Below are 17,998 nucleotides of genomic sequence, written 5' to 3' on the forward strand. Positions count from 1 at the left end.
AGCCGACGACGAACCGACACATTTCGTCTCGCTCCGCTCGCTCAACGACCAGAGGGCAAGGCGAGCACCCGCGTTTCGTCTCGCTCCGCTCGCTCAGCGACCGGAACGCTCACAACCGGCACGCAACAGAACGAGCCGCCCGGACCAGAAGGTCCGGACGGCTCGTGCATCCCGAGCGGGAAGCGTTACTGGTACGACTTCACGATCTCCAGGAGGCTCGGAACGTTGGCGTACGCCTCTTCCGCGTTCTCCTTGGTGACGATCACCGGGTCGAGCAGGTACGAGTCGACGATCTTCACGCCGTTGTCGTAGGACTCGGTGTCGTTGACGTCGACCTCGTCGCCCTTCTGCAGCTGGCCGACCATCTTGATCGACTGCTCCACGAGCAGCGTCGTGTCCTTGTTGATCGTGGAGTACTGGATGCCCTCCATGATCGACTTCACCGACTCGACCTCGGAGTCCTGACCCGTGACGACCGGAACCGGCTTGCCCGCGCCCTGCACCGAGGTGATGATCGCGCGAGCGAGGGTGTCGTTCGGCGAGAGCACGCCGTCCAGCGTCTCCGAGCTGTAGCTCGCGGTGAGCAGCGAGTCCATGCGGCGCTGAGCGTTCTCCGCCTTCCAGCCCTCGGTCGCCGTCTGGGCGATCTCGGTCTGGCCGGACACGACGTTCAGCGTGCCGTCATCGATCTTCGGCTGCAGCACGCTCATCGCACCGTCGAAGAACACCTTCGAGTTGGCGTCATCCGGCGAACCGGAGAACAGCTCGATGTTGTACGGAGCCTCGTGACCCGCTCGCTCGGCGAGACCCTCGAGGAGCGCTTCGCCCTGGAGCTCGCCGACCCTGAAGTTGTCGAACGCGACGTAATAGTCGACGGCATCCGTGTTCTCGATCAGACGGTCGTACGCGATGACGGTCGCGCCGGCATCCCGAGCCGCCTCGACCTGCGTCGAGAGCTGCTTGCCGTCCTTCGCGCCGATGATGATGACCTTCGCACCACCGGTGACCATGGCCTGGATCTGGTTCTGCTGCTCGGCGACCGTGTTGCTGGCCGGCGCGTACTGCACGTCGGCCTTGAAGCCGGCAGCCTCCAGGCCGTCGGTGAAGAGCTTTCCGGCGAGAACCCAGTTCTCACTGGTCTTGTCGGGAAGGGCGACGCCGATCGTGGCGCCCTCCTCGAAGCCCGAGGCCTCTTCCGCGGCAGGGTCGGTCCCGGTGCCGCCACGCTCCGAAGAGCAGCCCGTGAGGGTGAAGGCAGCCGCCGCGACGAGCGCTGTCGCTGTGACGATGATCTTCTTCATGTGATCTCTTTCTGTGGTGAGAGACGGATGCTGCGCGCGAGCCATGCGCACAGACTCCCGCCTACTTGCCGCGCGCCTCGTCGACGGCGGGGGTCTGGAACGGCTGGTTGGCCTTGAGCTTCTCGTCAGGCGAGAACATGTCGGACTCGGCATCCGATCGGCGGATGAACCGGCGGATGATGAACCCGGTGATGGACGGACGTCCCTGCTGCTTGTTCCACACGTCGACAGCGACGGCGAACAGCAGCACGAGGCCCTTGATCATCGACACCACGTCGGCGCCGGCGCCGAGCAGCGCGAGGCCGTTGTTCAGGAACGCCATCACGAGACCGCCGATGATCGATCCGATCACCGTGCCGATGCCGCCGGAGACGGCCGCACCGCCGATGAAGACAGACGCGATCGCGTCGAGCTCCCACCCGTTGCCGTCCTGCGGACCGGATGCCGTCGCCCTGGCGACGTAGATCATGCCCGCGAGCGAGGCCAGGACCGACATGTTCATCATCACGAAGAAGTCGACCCAGCGGTCCTTCACACCCGACAGACGAGCCGCCTGCCGGTTGCCGCCGACCGCGTAGATGTGGCGTCCGAAGACGGTGTTGTTCGTGACGAACGAGTAGAGGATGACGAGCACCAGCAGGATGACGCCGGAGATCGGGAAGCTCGTACCAGGGCGACCTGTCGCGAACAGCCAGCCGGCGATGAGGATCACCGCGGACAGGACGACGACCTTCACCGCGCTCACCCACACAGGGGCGCTGTCCGAGCCCATCTTCTTCTGCACCCGGCGCGTGCGGATCTCCCAGAACACGATCCAGGCGACGCCGAGCAGCGCGAGGATCATCGTCGGGATGTTGAACGGCAGCGGCAGCGCGATCTCGGGCAGGTAGCCGGCGCCGATCACCTTGAAGCCGGGGTCGACCGGAACGGTCGTGGACTGCCCGATGAACTGGTTGGCACCGCGGAAGAACAGCATGCCCGCCAGCGTCACGATGAACGCCGGAACTCCGACGTACGCGACCCAGAAGCCCTGCCAGGCGCCGACGAGTACGCCCACGCCGAGGCCGAGCAGCAGCGCGAGCGGCCAGGGCAGATTCCCTTCCGACATCGCCTTCGCGACGATGATGCCGGTGAAGGCGGCGACCGATCCGACCGACAGGTCGATGTGCCCCATGATGATGACCATCACCATGCCGATCGCGAGGATCAGGATGTAGGAGTACTGGTTGACGACGTTGATCAGGTTGCCCGACGACAGCGTCAGGCCCTGTCCCTTGATCACGAACGTCAGGATCTGGAAGACCAGCAGGATGACGAGGAGACTGCCGAGGATGCCGAACTGGCGAAGCGTCGACTGGCCGCCGCCGAACATCTTCTTGATGTCGCCGAAGTGGAAGCCGCGCTTCCCGGTGGAGGGATCAGTGCTCATGCTGATGCTTTCTGTGTGGCGGAGGTCATGCTGCGCATGAGCGCCTCCGGAGTGGCCTGATCGGACGGGATGCAGTCGGTGACCCGACCTTCGAACACGGTGTAGATGCGGTCCGAGATGCCGAGCAGCTCGGGAAGCTCACTGGAGATGACGATGACGCCCTTCCCCTGAGCGGCGAGTTCGTTGATGATCGCGTAGATCTCGTACTTCGCGCCCACGTCGATGCCGCGGGTCGGCTCGTCGAGGATCAGCAGGTCGGGGTCGGTGAACATCCACTTCGCCAGCACGACCTTCTGCTGGTTGCCGCCGGAGAGCTTGCCGACGCCCTCCTCCACCGACGGAGTCTTGATGCGCAGCGCCTTGCGGTACTGCTCGGCGACCGCGTACTCCTCGCGGGAGTCGACGACTCCCCGCTTCGAGATCTTCGACAGCTTCGCCGCGACCGTAGATCGCTTGATCGTGTCCAGCAGGTTGAGCCCCAGCACCTTTCGGTCCTCGCTCACGTACGCGAGTCCGTGCCTGATCGCGGTGGCGACGTCGGGCAGCGCGATCTCCTGGCCGTCCTTCGTCAGGGTGCCGGAGAGGAAATTCCCGTACGACCGCCCGAAGATGCTCATCGCGAACTCGGTGCGTCCCGCTCCCATGAGACCTGCGATGCCGACGACCTCGCCGCGGCGCACGTCGATGCTCGAGCCCTTCACGACCATGCGCTCGGAGACGGTCGGATGCTGCACCCACCAGTCCTTGACCTCGAAGAACACCTCGCCGATCTGGGGCGTGCGATCGGGGTACCGGCTCTCGAGCGATCGGCCGACCATGCCGCGGATGATCCGGTCCTCGTTGATCTCGCCACGGGACACGTCGAGGGTCTCGACCGTGCGGCCGTCGCGGATGATCGTGATCTCGTCGGCGATCTGCTCGATCTCGTTGAGCTTGTGGCTGATGATGATCGACGCGATCCCCTTGGCCTTCAGCCCGAGGATCAGGTCGAGCAGGTGCTGCGAATCGTTCTCGTTGAGTGCGGCCGTCGGCTCGTCGAGGATCAGCAGCTTGACGTCCTTGTTGAGCGCCTTCGCGATCTCGATCAGCTGCTGCTTGCCGACGCCGAGGTGCTTGATCGCGACGTCGGGATCCTCGTTGAGGCCGACACGAGCGAGCAGCTCGAGGGTGCGCTGCTTCTGCGCCTGCCAGTCGATGCGGCCGAACCGGCGGATCTCGTTGCCGAGGAAGATGTTCTCGGTGACCGACAGCTCGGGGATGAGCGCGAGCTCCTGGTGGATGATCACGATGCCGGCGTGCTCGCTGGCCGCGATGTCCTTGAACCGCTGCTCCTCGCCGTAGAGCATGATCTCGCCCTCGTAGGTGCCGAACGGGTAGACCCCCGAGAGCACCTTCATCAGAGTCGACTTCCCTGCCCCGTTCTCGCCGCAGATCGCATGGATCTCGCCGGAGCGGACGGTGATCGACACATCGGAGAGCGCCTTGACGCCCGGGAACTCCTTGGTGATGCCGCGCATCTCCAAGATGGGGCCTGACACCACCGGCAACGTTGCTGTTGTGCTCACGGATCTTCCTCGCGACGGGCGGTCACCTTCGATGTGACCGTTCACATTGGATTACATAGTCCTCGCTCGCCGGGCCCGTGTCAAGCCCGCGCGCGAAAACGCGCTAACGGGGCGCGGACGATTCCCGCTCGCGCAGGGTCGTCTGCAGCGCGCCGAACACCGGCACCTGCTCGCCCTTGATCTGCGCGAGGAGGATGCGGACGGCACGACGCCCGAGCTCGGGGAAATCCTGATGCACGGTCGTGAGCGTCGGCGCGACGTGAGCGGCGACCGGGATGTCGTCGAACCCGACGACGCTCACGTCCTCCGGCACCCGGACCCGCGCGTCCCGGAATCCGTGCATGAGGCCGATCGCCATCTGGTCGTTCGCCGCGAACACCGCGGTGAAGTCGCGGCGGCGCGACAGCTCCTGCGCCGCGAAGTACCCGAAGTCCGCCGTCCAGTCGCCTCGGATCGGCGGGAACGTCGGCAGGTCGGCCTCCCGGAGCGCGTCCAGGTAGCCGCGCATCCGAGACTCCGCCTCGATCCAGTCCTGCGGGCCTGCGAGATGCAGGACGTCACTGTGCCCCAGCGCGATCAGGTGCTCCGTGGCCGCCCGTGCACCCGCCACCTGGTCTGCGGAGTGGCTGATGCCGTCAGAGCCCGAGGCGGTTTGCAGCGTGACGAAGGGGATGTCGGCGGCCATGCCGCGGAGGACATGGAAGACCCTCACCTGCGGCGCGAGCACCACGATGCCGTCGACCTGCTCACGGGCGAGCTGGCGCAGGGCGCTGCCGATCGCCTCAGGCGTGGTCGCGGACAGGTTCAGCGTGGAGACCGAGTAGCCCTCCTCTCGGGCGGCATCCTCGATGCCGACGATCGAGGACGTCGGCCCGAACTCCCCCACGGTCGCGGAGAGGATGCCGAGCATGTTCGACTTGCTCGTCACCAGCGCCCTCGCCGCGAGGTTAGGCCGGTAGTCGAGGACGGAGATCGCGTCGAGCACGCGCGCCTTCGTCTCCGGGCGGATGCTCGGATGATCGTTCAGCACCCTGGACACGGTCTGGTGCGAGACGCCGGCCAGACGCGCGACATCGCGGATGCTCGGCAAGCGCGCACGCTCGGAGGCGGTGGACATCACAGCCTCCTTGCATGTGCACGGTCACATCGTCACCCTATTATGTCGCGCAGGACGCCGGAGCGCACCTTGTCTCGCGAGAGGTGCCCCAGGACGTGCGAGAGGCCGGAGCCACCCCGGGCTCCGGCCTCTCCGTCCCGCCCGTCAGGCGCGCGGCGCGAGTCCCGCGTATAGCAGCCCTCCGGTCTGCGGATCGCGCATGATGTGCACCTGCTCCCCGACGCGAGGGATCTCCAGACGCGAGACCAGCGCCTGCACCGCCACCGCCTGCGCTCCCAGCTGCACGGTCGGCACGATGCTCGGGTTGTCGTTGATCGTCTGGCCGGTGTCCTGCAGCGCGAGCACGGTCGCCTCCTCCGCGGGGACCCCGGCGGCGCGCAGAGCGGCGACGTGCTCGGCCTGATGGATCGAAGAGGTGGCCTGCTGCATCGCGTCGGTGAACTCGCTCCCCAGGAACGCCTTGGTCCTCTTGCCCATCAGTCCGCGACCGGCGGCGATGTCATCCGCCATCTGCAGGCCCTCCTCCTGACGCTCCTGCAGCGACTTCCTGTTGATCTTGAACAGTCCCATGATCACTCCCTTTTCGTCGAGATCCTCGGAATCAGGCTAGGAGCGGCCGGCGGCTACCGATCACAGGTCGCCGTGAACTGCGGATGAACTCATGGCTCCGCTCAGGAGATGATGCGTGCGCCCGGCACCGGGCCGTGCACGTGCAGCGGGTCGAGCCCGGATTCGCGAAGGATGGACTGCACCTCCTGCGCGATCTCCGGCCCGGCGCACAGCAGCGCCACGGTCGGGCCTGAGCCCGACACGATGCCGTGCAGGGCACCGGCGCGCACACCGAGGCGGATCGTGTCGGCGAGGTCCGGCCGCTCGTACACGGCCGCGGCCTGGAGGTCGTTGAACAGGGTCTCCGCGAGCTGGTGCGGGTCGCCGGAGCGCAGCGCCTGCAGCACCGGGATCGGCACCTCGAGCGACAGCGGCGGGTCGTCCGCCAGCGCCCCCTCCTCGTCGCGCAGCGCGTCGAGCCGTCCGTAGACGACGGGAGTGGACAGGCCCTCATCGCTGGTCACGAGCACCCAGTCGAAGCGACCCCGCGCGAGCGCGGGGTTCAGCTGATCGCCTCGTCCTGTTCCCACGGCGGTGCCCCCGTGCAGGGCGAACGGCACGTCGGCACCGAGCCGCGCCGCGAGTTCGTGCAGGCGCGCCAGGGAGAACCCGGTGCCCCAGAGCGCGTCACAGGCCACGAGCGCCGCCGCGGCGTCCGCCGAGCCGCCGCCCATGCCGCCGGCCACCGGGACGTTCTTGCGGATCTCGAGCGCGACTCCCCCGCGATACTCGGCAGCTGTGGCCAGCAGCTTCGCCGCGCGCATCGCCAGGTTGCGGTCGTCGAGCGGCACGGCATCCGCGTCATCCACTCCCGACACGGTGATCGAGAAGTCGTCGGCGTGCCGCGCGATGACGTCCTCGTACAGGGACACCGCCTGGAACACCGTCGCGAGCGCGTGGTAGCCGTCTTCGTGCCGCTCTCCGACGCCGAGGAAGACGTTGATCTTTCCCGGCGCCCGCACGTGCACGGACTCGGGCGACGTGGCGAAGATCATCCTGGGCGCTCCGTCACAGCTCCGAGGACTTCGCCCAGAGGTTGACGTCGATGCCGCCGGCCAGCTCGTCGATGCGAGCGAGCTCCTCGGCCGTCAGCGCCGGTCCGTTCACCGCGGCGATGTTCTCGTCCAGCTGCTCCGGTCGCGATGCGCCGATCAGTGCCGAGGCGACCACCGGGTTGCGCAGCGTCCACTGCAACGCGAGCTGGGCGAGCGACTGGCCGCGCTCACGGGCGACCTCATTCAGCGCGCGGAGCGTCTGCACCGCCCCTTCGGTCAGCGGCGCGTCAGGCAGCGAGCCGCGCTTCTGGGCGCGCTGGGCGGTGCCGTCGCCGAGGTACTTGTCGGTGAGCAGCCCCTGCGCGAGCGGCGTGAACGCGATGGCTCCGAGGCCCGACTGCTCGAGCGTGCCCGTCAGCCCGCCCTCGATCCAGCGGTTGAGGATCGAGTACGCCGGCTGATGGATGACCAGCGGCGTGCCGAGCTCCTCGGCGACGGCGACGGCCTCCGCGGTGCGCTCGGCGCTGTACGACGAGATGCCGACGTAGAGCGCCTTGCCCTGGCGCACCAGGGTGTCGAGCGCGCCGACCGTCTCGGCGATCGGCGTCACCGGGTCCGCGCGGTGGGAGTAGAAGATGTCGACGTGGTCGAGGCCCATCCGGGTCAGCGACTGCTCGGCGCTCGCGAGGATGTACTTGCGGCTCCCGAGGTCGCCGTACGGACCGGGCCACATGTCCCATCCGGCCTTCGACGAGATGATCAGCTCGTCGCGGTACGGGCGCAGGTCCTCCGCGAGGATGCGGCCGAAGTTCTTCTCGGCGGAGCCGTACGGCGGTCCGTAGTTGTTGGCCAGGTCGAAGTGCGTGATGCCGCGGTCGAAGGCGTGACGCAGCAGCGCGCGCTGGTTGTCGAGCGGGATGTTGTCGCCGAAGTTCCACCACAGTCCGAGCGAGATCGGCGGCAGGTACAGCCCGGAGGTGCCGACCTGACGGTACTCGAACTGCTGGTAGCGGTTCTCGGCGGCGGCGTACGGGCGGTGCAGCTCGGGGACATCGGGGCGGAAGCGCGGAGACTCGGTCACCGTGCCAGGTTAGCCCTTGACGACCGCCCCGGCATGCTGCGCGATGCGCTGATAGTCGTCCACCGTGAGATCCTCGCCGCGCGCGGTCGGTGCGACCCCGGCGGCGGTCAGGATCTCGGATGCCGCGGCTGAGCTGCCGAAGATCCCCGACAGCGCCTGGCGGAGCATCTTGCGCCGTTGGTTGAATGCGGCATCCACGATCGCGAACGTGCGCCGGCGCTCCTCGACGGGTCCCCGCTCGCCCTCGGCGCGGTCGAAGCCGACCAGCAGGCTGTCGACGTTCGGAACCGGCCAGAACACCTGGCGCGAGACGGTTCCGGCGAGCCGCCACTCGCCGTACCAGGCTGCCTTGACGCTTGGCGCGCCGTAGATCTTCGAGCCGGGCTTCGCCGCGATCCGCTCGGCGACCTCGGCCTGCACCATGACGACGCCGCGCTGGAGGTGGTCGAAGTTCTCGAGGAAGTGCAGCAGCACCGGAACCGACACGTTGTACGGCAGGTTCGCGACGAGCACCGTCGGAGAGCCGGGGAGCTCGGTGATCCGGAGCGCGTCGGCATCCACCACTGTGAGCATCCCGGCGGGGACGCCGTGGTCGGCGGCCGTCTGCGGCAGCCGCGCGGCGAGCCGGTGGTCGATCTCGACCGCGGCGACGGACGCTCCCGCCTCGAGGATCGCGAGCGTGAGGGAGCCGAGCCCGGGGCCGACCTCGACGACGTGCTCCCCCGGCTGGACGCGTGCGGCATGCACGATCTTGCGGACGGTGTTCGCGTCGACGACGAAGTTCTGGCCGAGCTTCTTCGTCGGGGTGACGTCGAGCTCGGCGGCGAGGCGGCGGATCTCGGTGGCGCCGAGCAGGGTGACGGTCATCCGTCCATTGTCCCCTACTGTCGGTAGTCTTCTCGGATGCCCTCCCTCGGTGAACTGATCGCGCCTCGCCGCATGGGGCGAGATTTCCGCTGGCTGCTGGCGTCGTCGTGGACCAGCAACATCGGCGACGGCGTCGCCCTGGCGGCCGCGCCGCTGCTGATCGCCTCGATGACCTCCTCGCCGATCCTGGTGGCATCCGGCGCCATCCTGCAGTTCCTGCCCTGGCTCCTGTTCGGGCTGCACGCCGGCGCGATCGCCGACCGGTTCGACCGCCGCCGCCTCGTGATGTTCGCGAACGCCGCGCGGGGCATCGTGCTGGCCGCGCTCTGCGTCTTCCTGATCACCGGCGTGGCGAACATCTGGATCGTGCTCGCCGTCGCCTTCCTGTACGGCACCGCCGAGGTCTTCGTCGACACCGCGGGGAGCACACTGCTGCCGATGCTCGTGAAGCCCGATGACCTCGGCATCGGCAACGCGCGCCTGCAGACCGGGTACCTGGTCGCGAACCAGTTCGCCGGGCCCCCGCTCGGGGCCTTCCTCTTCGCCGCGGGCACCGCCTGGCCGTTCCTGCTCGAAGTTGTCTGCGTCGGGCTCGCGGTGGTGCTGATCTCGCGGATGGCGCGCACTCCGGTGCCGCCGCGCGACACTTCGTCGGGCTCGGGAGCCGCGCACCCGCCGGTGCACACCGACATCGCCGAAGGACTGCGCTGGCTGTGGCGCAATCCCCCGGTGCGGATGCTGGTGCTGATCATCCTGGTCTTCAACATCACCTGGGCCGCTCCCTGGGGCGTGCTGGTCCTGTACGCAACGGAGCATCTGAACATGGGCGCCGTCGGCTACGGAGCACTCACCACGGCATCCGCCGCCGGCGGGCTCCTCGCCACCGCGAGCTTCGGCTGGCTCGAACGGCACGTGTCGTTCGCGACGCTCATGCGCGTGGTGCTGTCGCTCGAGGTGCTCATGCACCTCGCGTTCGCGCTCACGACGACCGGCTGGGTGGCGCTGGTGATCATGTTCGTGTTCGGCTTCTACGCCTTCATCTGGGGCACCATCTCGACCACCGTGCGTCAGCGGCTGGTGCCCGCGGAGCTGCAGGGCCGCGTGTCCTCGGTCAACATGGTGGGCGTCTTCGGCGGCATGGTGATCGGGCAGGCGCTCGGCGGCGTGATCGCCCAGCTGTGGGGCCTGACGGCGCCGTGGTGGTTCGCCTTCGCCGGCGCCGCGATCACGCTGCTCCTGGTGTGGCGGCCGATCTCGCAGATCGTGAGCGCGAAGCGCGCCGACGAGGCGGTTCAGTCGGCGAACGAGCCGTAGACCCGGAGCGTGTTCGCGGCGATCTGCGCGGAGAGCTCGTCGACGTCGATGCCGAGCTCGGCCGCCATGAAGCGGACGGTGATCGGCACGAGGTACGGAGCGTTCGGACGGCCGCGCAGCGGCGCCGGGGTCAGGAACGGCGCGTCGGTCTCCACCAGGATCCGATCCAGCGGGGTGACCTGCAGCGCGTCGCGCAGGTTCTGCGCGTTCTTGAAGGTGACGTTGCCGGCGAACGACAGGTGGTATCCGGCATCCGCGCAGACCCTCGCCATCGCCTCGTCGCCGGAGAAGCAGTGGAACACGGTCCGCTCCGGCGCCCCGACGCGGCCGAGGGTCTCCAGCACGGCATCGTGCGCGTCGCGGTCGTGGATCTGCATGGCGATGCCGTGCTTCTTCGCGAGGGCGATGTGCGCCTCGAAGGATTCGAACTGGGGCGCCTGGCGCTCGTGCTCGGTGCGGAAGAAGTCGAGCCCGGTCTCGCCGATCGCGCGCGTGCGCGGGTGCGCCGCGAGTTCGTCGATCACCGCGATCGCCTCGTCGAGGCGCCCTGCCTCCGCATAGGCGGGGGCGTCGTTCGGGTGGATCGCGACGGCGGCGAGCACGCGCGCATCGGATGCCGCGGCCTCGACGGCCCAGCGGGAGGACTCGATGTCGCCGGAGGCCTGGATGACGCCGGCGACGCCCACGGCCTCGGCACGGTCGAGCTGCTCGGTGAGCGAGAGCGGCTGCTCGCCGTCGACGATCTCGAGATGCGCGTGATTGTCGTACACCGGGACCGTGAGCGCCTCCGGCGCCGCCGGATACCGCAGGTCCTTGCGCCCCTCCGGCTCGCGAGACTTCACATATGTCATGTTCTCGGCAGGATTTCGTGACATTCGTGAAGTCTCGCGGGCTGGGGGCGGGGCATCAGGCGGCGGACTCCACCCGCGGGAACAGCGGCGCGAGGCCGTTCACGCTGGTGCCGGGGCGCAGCACGCCCCAGGCGCCGGCCTCGCGGATCGGCTGGTCCTGCAGGCGTCCGATCGTCTCGGCGGCGCCGAGTGCGATCCAGAGCTTCTCGGTGGACTGCGGCATCACGGGCGACAGCAGCACGGCGAGCGCACGCAGGCCCTCGGCGCACGTGTACAGCACGGTGCCGAGGCGGCCGCGCTGGGCCTCGTCGCGGGCAAGCGCCCACGGCTCGTTCTCGGTGATGTAGCCGTTCAGCGCGTCGACGATGGTCCAGATCGACGAGATCGCCTCGTCGATGCGGAACTGCTCGATCGCGGCATCCGCGTTCTTCGCCGCATCCGCGACGATCCGCTGGATCTCGAGGTCCTTGTCGGAGTAGTCCGCCGCGGGCGGGACGATCCCCTCGAAGTACTTCTCGATCATCGCGGTGGTGCGCGAGGCGAGGTTGCCGAAGCCGTTCGCGAGCTCGGCCTGATAGCGGGCCGCGAGGTCCTCCCACGAGAACGAGCCGTCCTGCCCGAACGCGATCGCCGACAGGAAGTAGAACCGGTATGCGTCCGAGCCGAAGACGTCGGTGATCTCGGTCGGCGCGATGCCGGTGAGCTTCGACTTCGACATCTTCTCGCCGCCGACCAGCAGCCAGCCGTGCGCGAAGACGCCCTTGGGCACCTCGATGCCCGCAGCCATCAGCATCGCCGGCCAGATCACCGCGTGGAAGCGGAGGATGTCCTTGCCGACCACGTGGTACGCGGGCCAGCGGCGGTCGAAGGTCGCTTCGTCCTCTCCATAGCCGACGGCCGTGGCGTAGTTGAGCAGCGCGTCGACCCACACGTAGATGACGTGCGACTCGTCCCACGGCAGCGGGATGCCCCAGTCGAAGGCGGAGCGCGAGATCGAGAGGTCCTTCAGGCCCTGGCGCACGAACGAGACGACCTCGTTGCGGGCGGACTCCGGGCGGATGAAGTCGGGCTGGGTCTTGTACAGGTCGAGCAGGCGGTCCTGGAACTCGCTGAGCTTGAAGAAGTAGTTCTTCTCCTGCAGCAGCTCGAGCGGCTTCGAGTGGATCGCGCAGACCTTCAGCCCCTCGAAGGGCCCGGTGCCGTCGAGGATCTCCGACTCGGGCTTGAACTCCTCACAGCCGACGCAGTACAGCGCCTCGTACTCGCCCGCGTAGATGTACCCGCGGTCGTAGATGGCCTGCACGAACTTCTTCACGCGATCCTCATGCCGCTCCTGCGTGGTGCGGATGAAGTCGTCGTTCGCGACGTCGAGGGTCTCCAGCAGCGGGAACCAGGCCTCGGTGACGAGCTTGTCGACCCACTCCTGCGGGGTGACGCCGTTCGCCGCGGCGGCGCGCAGCATCTTCTGCCCGTGCTCGTCGGTGCCCGTGAGCATCCACGTGTCGTCCCCGCCCTGACGGTGCCAGCGCGCGAGCGCGTCGACCGCCACCGACGTGTACCCGTGACCGATGTGGGGCACGTCGGAGGGGTAGTAGATGGGCGTGGTGATGTAGAACGATTCGCCTGCGGGCATGCGGTCAATTCTAGGTGGGATGCCGGGACTGGTTACGCCGCCCACCGACCCGCTCAGCCGACCGGCTCAGCCGACCGTGACGCGGATCCGGTGCCAGCCCTGTGCGCCATCGGGCGCGGGCGGACGGATCTCCTCCGTCTGCGTGTCGCCGTCGGCGCCGATCGCGCGGCACTCGACGTCGTGCTCGCCGGCCTCGGCCGTCCACGGGAGACTCCACTGCACCCAGGTGTCGTCGGAGATCGGGGTCGCCAACTCCGCGCGCCGCCACGCACCGCCGTCGACACGCACCTCGACACCGCCGACGCCGACGTGCTGCTGCCACGCCATGCCCGCGATGACGGTCTCACCCGGTTCGGTCCGCCGCCGCCGACTCGGCACGTCGATGCGGGACTGCAGCTTGATCGGCCCGCGCTCCGACCAGCCGCGAGTCGTCCAGTACGCGGTGGCGCGGTCGAAGCGCGTGACCTCGAGCTCGGTGACCCACTTCGTCGCGGAGACGTAGCCGTAGAGCCCCGGCACGACCAGCCGCACGGGGAATCCGTGCTCGATCGGGAGCGGCTCGCCGTTCATGCCGACGGCGAGCAGGGCGTCGCGATCGTCGGTGAGCGCTTCGAGCGGGGTGGATGCTGTGAACCCGTCGACCGACCGAGACAGCACCATGTCGGCATCCGCGTGAATGCCGGCACGAGCGAGCAGCTCGCGCACCGGCAGCCCGAGCCAGCGCGCGTTGCCGATCAGATCGCCGCCGACCGGGTTCGACACGCATGCGAGGGTGACGTCGGCCTCCTGGAGCGGCTCGGCGAGCAGCTCGTCCCAGCTCAGCGTGACCTCCCGCTCGACCATGCCGTGCACGCGCAGGCTCCAGTCGGCGGGGTCCACCCTCGGCACGACGAGCGCCGTGTCGATGCGGTAGAAGTCGCGGTTCGGAGTGACGACAGGCGCGAGCCCCTCGATGCCGAGTTCAGCCGTCTCGGGGACGGATGGTGCGGATGCCGCAGGGGCCGGCAGCCGGAGAGCTGCGCGGACCGCCTCGAGCGACCGTGCGCCGGCCCGGACGACGGACCCCGCGGCGAGCGCGACCACGCCGAGCGCCGCGGTCGCGCCGGTCCAGATCAGGAAGCGGCGCCGGTCATCCCCCGCGCCGACGGGGGACGGTCGCAGCCGAGCGATCAGAGCGCGCAGGACCAGGAATCCGACGCCGCCTGCCACGATCGAGGGCACCCAGGCGAGCGGCCCCATGCCGGTGCGCCCCATCGCGACGGCGGCGCCCACGACGCCGAAGAGCGCGAAGACCGCGGAGCCCGCGTGGGTGCGACGGTGCTCGAGAAGGCCTGCCCCGAAGGCCGCCGCCGCGAGCACGAGTGCGATGCCGGTGAGCAGGGCGGCCTTGTCGTTCGTGCCGAACAGACCGATCGCGAGGTCCTTGGCCCAGCTCGGCGCGAGGTCGATCAGCGCACCGCCGATCGAGGCGAACGGGCTGGCCGCAGGGAGGAGGATCGCGGACGCGAGCTCGCCGAGCCCTGCTCCGAGTGCGACCGCGGCGAGCCCCGAGGCACCCGCCCGCAGCCGGTCCCCGCGCGTCACGCCGCTGCCGCGATCATCCATGAGGTCGAGGCTACGCGCACCCGGGGTCATGGCATTCCCCGCGCCGATTACAGATCGAGGACGGACACGAGGGTCGCCGTGATGTCGGCGTGCGGACGCACGCTGATCTCCCCGACCTCTCGGCCCCGGCGGTGGATGGCGTCCACAGCGAAGCCGGCATCCGCAAGGAGCTCGGCGAGCGCTTCCGGCGACCAGAACCAGGCGGGCGCGACCGCGTGCGCGAAGGGCTCGCGCGGCTCCCCTTCGAAGAACCCGATCAGGATGCTGCCGCCCGGGACGAGCACCCTGGCGAACTCCGCCAGCACGGCGGGGGTGTCAAGAGGCGGCGTGTGAATCAGCGAGTACCAGGCGAGGATGCCTCCGGCCGACGAGTCGTCGAGCGGCAGGTCGCGGAAGCTCCCGACGTCGAACGTCAGATGCGGATGCCGCGACCTCGCCGACGCGATGAACTGCTGAGACAGGTCGACCCCGCGAACCTCACGGCCACCGTGACCCAGCAGGTCGGTCCAGTGGCCGGGTCCGCAGCCGGCATCCAGCAGCAGTCCGGGCGTGACATCGCGCCAGGTCTCGATGAGCGCCCGGTCACGCGCATCCATCTGCGCGAGAGTCCCTGCGACCTCGAGGTACTCGGCAGCCCTGGTGTCGTACGCGGCGGCAGTGTCGACATCCGCTGCGTTCCTGCCAGCTCTCACAGCTTCCGGGCGGCGAGCGCGGCCTGGTACAGGTCGCGGGAGGAGAGCCCGGTGAGGGCGGCGACCTCGGAGGCGGCATCCTTCAGACGGATGCCGGAGGCGACGAGTGTCTGCACCTGCGTCAGCGCGTCGTCCGCCGAGGCCTCGCGATGCGGCGCGCCCTCCACGACGACGACGATCTCGCCCTTGACTCCGGCGGATGCCCACTCGACGAGTTCGGCGGAGGTGCCGCGGCGCACCTCCTCATAGAACTTCGTGAGCTCGCGGCAGACCGCGATGCGCCGGTCGGCGCCGAACGCCTCGCCCATGTCGGCGAGCGTCGAGGCGAGCCGGGCCGGCGACTCGAAGAAGACCATCGTGCGCGGCTCGGAGGCGAGGGCGCGCAGAGACGAGCGCCGCTCCCCCGACTTCCGCGGCAGGAACCCCTCGAACGTGAACCGGTCGGTGGGCAGCCCGGAGATCGCGAGCGCCATCAGGACGGCGCTCGGCCCGGGGATCGCCGTGACCGTGACTCCCTGCGCGACGGCCTCAGCCACGAGCCCGTACCCCGGGTCGCTGATCGCGGGCATCCCGGCGTCGCTCATCACCACGACATCCGTCTCCGCGGCGAGAGCCGCGAGCTCGGCGGCCTTCTGCTTCTCGTTGTGGTCGTGCAGGGCGATCAGCCGGGGCCGGTTCTCGATCAGCAAGGCCTTCATCAGCCGCTGCGTGGTGCGAGTGTCCTCCGCGACGATGATCTCGGCGTTCTCCAGCACCTCCACGAGACGGCGGGAGACATCGCCGAGGTTTCCGATCGGGGTGGCTGCGAGGATGATCACCCGCCCAGCTTAGGCGGGCAGCCGACGCGGGTTGTCTAGTCTGGAGCGGTGACCGATCTACGGCAGGACGACGGGGGGCAGCCGGCATCCGCACCCCTGCTGCCTGCTCTCCAGGACCGCCTGACGCGCTACGGACGGCTGCGCGATCGCATCCTGCTCTCCCCCGACTGGGGCCGGATGCTGCGCTGGTTCGCCCCGCTCGTCGTGAGCCTCATCGCGGCCGTGCTGCGGCTGGTGAACCTCGGCCATCCGCACCAGCTCGCCTTCGACGAGACCTACTACGTCAAGGACGCCTGGTCGCTGTGGACCCTGGGCTACGAGGGCACCTGGGGCGAGAACGCGAACGAGGCCTTCGTCACGCTCCAGCAGCTGCCGCTGGACACGACCGGCGCGTTCGTGGTGCATCCTCCGCTCGGCAAGTGGCTGATCGCGCTCGGCATGGCGATCGGCGGCCCCGACAACAGCGTCGGCTGGCGCCTGGCCACCGCACTGCTCGGCACCGGGATGGTCCTGCTCGTCTATCTGATCGCCCGCAAGCTGACCGGCTCGATCGTGGTCGCCACGGTCACCGGCGCCCTGCTCGCGATCGACGGCCTCGCCATCGTGATGAGCCGGATCGCGCTCCTCGACACCCCGCTGACGTTCTTCATCCTGCTCGGCGCGCTGTTCATCCTGCACGACCGCGGGCAGACGATACCGGCGCTGGAGCGGCGCGACGGGAGCTCACCCGACCCGATGTGGGGGCGTGTGATCTGGCGCCGGCCCTGGCTGATCGCCGCGGGGATCGCGCTCGGCGCGGCCTCGGCGGTGAAATGGTCGGGGCTGTACGCGCTCGCAGCTTTCGGACTGTACATCGTCGTCACGGATGCTCTCGCCCGACGTCGTGCAGGCGTGGTGCTGTGGCCCGCCGACGCCGCGTTCCGGCAGGGCCCCGTGTCGTTCCTGCTGCTGGTGTTCCCCGCGCTCGCGGTCTACCTGATCAGCTGGACGGGCTGGTTCGTCACCGCCGGCGGCTACGACCGCCAGAGCGACGCGAACCCGCTCGTGGCGCTGTGGAAGTACCACCAGTCGATCCTCGGCTTCCACGTCGGGCTGAACCGCGGCCACCCGTACGCGAGCCCCGCCTGGGAGTGGCCGTTCCTGCTTCGCCCGACCGCCGTGTGGGTCGGCACGGACCCTGCGCCGTGCGGCGTCGACCGCTGCATCGCGGTGATCTCCAGCATCCCGAACCCGCTGATCTGGTACGCCGGAGTCGCGGCATCCGTCTACCTGATCTATCGGCTGGTGCGGGGCCTGATCCTCCGGCGGCCCGTCGGACCGGAGCTCAGCTACCCGCTCGTCGGCCTCGCCGCAGCCTACGTGCCGTGGCTGCTGTTCCCGGAGCGCACGATCTTCCAGTTCTACACGGTGGCGATGCTGCCGTTCCTCGTGCTGAGCCTCGCCCTGGCGCTGCGGGAGATCGCCGGCCGCAGGGACGATCCGCTGCATCGCCGCCAGTCCGGCGAGCGGACGGTGCTGATCGTCCTGGGATTCTTCGTGCTCGTCTCGGCGTTCTACTACCCGCTGTGGGCGGGCATCAGCGTGCCGTACGACTTCTGGCTGCTGCACAACTGGCTGCCCGGCTGGGTCTGAGTCAATCCCCCGCCTGAGCGGCGGCGACGTGCGCGACCAGCGGCAGCACCCGGCCGGACAGGTGGGTGCGCATCGCGATCGATGAGGCGGTCCGGGCGACTCCGGGCACCAGCGCGACCCGATCGAGAACCTCCTGCAGCCGGGTGGCGTCGCGTGCGACCAGCCTCAGCTGCATGTCGCTGGCACCCGTGACGGTGTGCATGTCGACGATCTCGGGCACGGCATCCGCGAGCGCCGCGGCCACATCGTCATGCCCCACCTTCTGGTCGATCTCGACCAGGCAGAAGGCGACGACGCCGTAGCCGAAGCCGGCCGGATCGATGCGCGGGACGATCGCCTCGATCACGCCACCCTCGTGCAGCCGGGCGAGCCGGCTGGTCACCGTGCCGCGCGCCACGCCGAGCCGCCGCGCGCACTCGAGGACCGGGAGCTGCGGCGACTCGGTGAGCAGCCGGATGAGGGCGGCGTCGAGGCGATCGATGCGCATCC

16 protein-coding genes are annotated in these 17,998 nt (G+C 69.1%); 2 read left to right on the top strand and 14 right to left on the bottom strand.

Annotated elements, in window-relative coordinates; translation table 11 throughout:
• Positions 1–185: 185 nt before the first annotated feature.
• The 8 genes from IPV10_RS11970 to rsmA all read right to left on the bottom strand — a co-directional run bounded on the left by IPV10_RS11970 (position 186) and on the right by rsmA (position 8,964).
• Complete coding sequence (locus IPV10_RS11970) at positions 186–1,301, bottom strand: sugar-binding protein (protein ID WP_207484152.1); 1,116 nt, start codon at positions 1,299–1,301, stop codon at positions 186–188.
• 61 nt (positions 1,302–1,362) lie between these two features.
• The gene (gene mmsB, locus IPV10_RS11975) at positions 1,363–2,730 is read right to left on the bottom strand and encodes a multiple monosaccharide ABC transporter permease (RefSeq protein ID WP_207484154.1); all 1,368 of its coding nucleotides are present in this window, start codon (positions 2,728–2,730) and stop codon (positions 1,363–1,365) included.
• Positions 2,727–4,247, bottom strand: a complete 1,521-nt coding sequence (gene mmsA / locus IPV10_RS11980; RefSeq protein WP_242684922.1) for a multiple monosaccharide ABC transporter ATP-binding protein — start codon at positions 4,245–4,247, stop codon at positions 2,727–2,729. Before mmsA ends, mmsB begins: the two co-directional genes overlap by 4 nt.
• A gap of 151 nt (positions 4,248–4,398) precedes the next feature.
• On the bottom strand, positions 4,399–5,412 hold the full coding sequence (locus tag IPV10_RS11985) for a LacI family DNA-binding transcriptional regulator (RefSeq protein WP_207484156.1): 1,014 nt from the start codon (positions 5,410–5,412) through the stop codon (positions 4,399–4,401).
• Positions 5,413–5,556: 144 nt separating this feature from the next.
• Positions 5,557–5,982 carry a hypothetical protein gene (locus IPV10_RS11990; RefSeq protein ID WP_207484158.1) on the bottom strand — a complete coding sequence of 142 codons (426 nt, stop codon included), beginning with the start codon at positions 5,980–5,982 and terminating at the stop codon, positions 5,557–5,559.
• Positions 5,983–6,083: 101 nt separating this feature from the next.
• Positions 6,084–7,016 carry a 4-(cytidine 5'-diphospho)-2-C-methyl-D-erythritol kinase gene (locus tag IPV10_RS11995; RefSeq protein WP_207484160.1) on the bottom strand — a complete coding sequence of 311 codons (933 nt, stop codon included), beginning with the start codon at positions 7,014–7,016 and terminating at the stop codon, positions 6,084–6,086.
• A gap of 13 nt (positions 7,017–7,029) precedes the next feature.
• Positions 7,030–8,097 (bottom strand): L-glyceraldehyde 3-phosphate reductase, encoded by a 1,068-nt coding sequence (mgrA, locus tag IPV10_RS12000; protein WP_307861120.1) that lies wholly within the window; start codon positions 8,095–8,097, stop codon positions 7,030–7,032.
• A gap of 9 nt (positions 8,098–8,106) precedes the next feature.
• Positions 8,107–8,964 carry a 16S rRNA (adenine(1518)-N(6)/adenine(1519)-N(6))-dimethyltransferase RsmA gene (rsmA, locus tag IPV10_RS12005; protein WP_207484162.1) on the bottom strand — a complete coding sequence of 286 codons (858 nt, stop codon included), beginning with the start codon at positions 8,962–8,964 and terminating at the stop codon, positions 8,107–8,109.
• 36 nt (positions 8,965–9,000) lie between these two features.
• Here rsmA and IPV10_RS12010 point away from each other — a divergent pair, with 36 nt between their 5' ends.
• Positions 9,001–10,278, top strand: coding sequence for an MFS transporter (locus tag IPV10_RS12010; RefSeq protein ID WP_207484163.1), 1,278 nt, complete (start codon positions 9,001–9,003; stop codon positions 10,276–10,278).
• Here IPV10_RS12010 and IPV10_RS12015 read toward each other — a convergent pair.
• From IPV10_RS12015 to rsmI, 5 genes are all read right to left on the bottom strand, one after another.
• Entirely contained in the window at positions 10,257–11,153 is an 897-nt protein-coding gene (locus IPV10_RS12015) for a TatD family hydrolase (protein WP_207484165.1), read from the bottom strand. The two genes, IPV10_RS12010 and IPV10_RS12015, sit on opposite strands and share 22 nt — an antisense overlap.
• Positions 11,154–11,184: 31 nt before the next feature.
• Entirely contained in the window at positions 11,185–12,762 is a 1,578-nt protein-coding gene (gene metG / locus IPV10_RS12020) for a methionine--tRNA ligase (protein ID WP_207484167.1), read from the bottom strand.
• Positions 12,763–12,828: 66 nt separating this feature from the next.
• Positions 12,829–14,367 (bottom strand): molybdopterin-dependent oxidoreductase, encoded by a 1,539-nt coding sequence (locus tag IPV10_RS12025; RefSeq protein ID WP_207484169.1) that lies wholly within the window; start codon positions 14,365–14,367, stop codon positions 12,829–12,831.
• 47 nt (positions 14,368–14,414) lie between these two features.
• A complete protein-coding gene (locus IPV10_RS12030; protein WP_307861121.1) occupies positions 14,415–15,059 on the bottom strand; it encodes a class I SAM-dependent methyltransferase in 645 nt (214 codons plus the stop codon).
• Positions 15,056–15,877 (bottom strand): 16S rRNA (cytidine(1402)-2'-O)-methyltransferase, encoded by an 822-nt coding sequence (rsmI, locus tag IPV10_RS12035; RefSeq protein ID WP_207484171.1) that lies wholly within the window; start codon positions 15,875–15,877, stop codon positions 15,056–15,058. The genes IPV10_RS12030 and rsmI overlap by 4 nt, the downstream gene beginning before the upstream one ends.
• 48 nt (positions 15,878–15,925) lie before the next feature.
• Here rsmI and IPV10_RS12040 point away from each other — a divergent pair, with 48 nt between their 5' ends.
• Positions 15,926–17,509: a dolichyl-phosphate-mannose--protein mannosyltransferase gene (locus tag IPV10_RS12040; RefSeq protein WP_207484179.1), complete on the top strand. Its 1,584-nt coding sequence runs from the start codon at positions 15,926–15,928 to the stop codon at positions 17,507–17,509.
• A gap of 1 nt (position 17,510) precedes the next feature.
• On the opposite strand, the gene IPV10_RS12045 is transcribed toward IPV10_RS12040, so the two are convergent.
• A complete protein-coding gene (locus IPV10_RS12045) occupies positions 17,511–17,996 on the bottom strand; it encodes an Lrp/AsnC family transcriptional regulator (RefSeq protein ID WP_207484181.1) in 486 nt (161 codons plus the stop codon).
• Positions 17,997–17,998: the final 2 nt, after the last annotated feature.

The organism is Microbacterium sp. SD291 (genome assembly GCF_017355365.1).
Classification (GTDB): Bacteria; Actinomycetota; Actinomycetes; order Actinomycetales; family Microbacteriaceae; genus Microbacterium.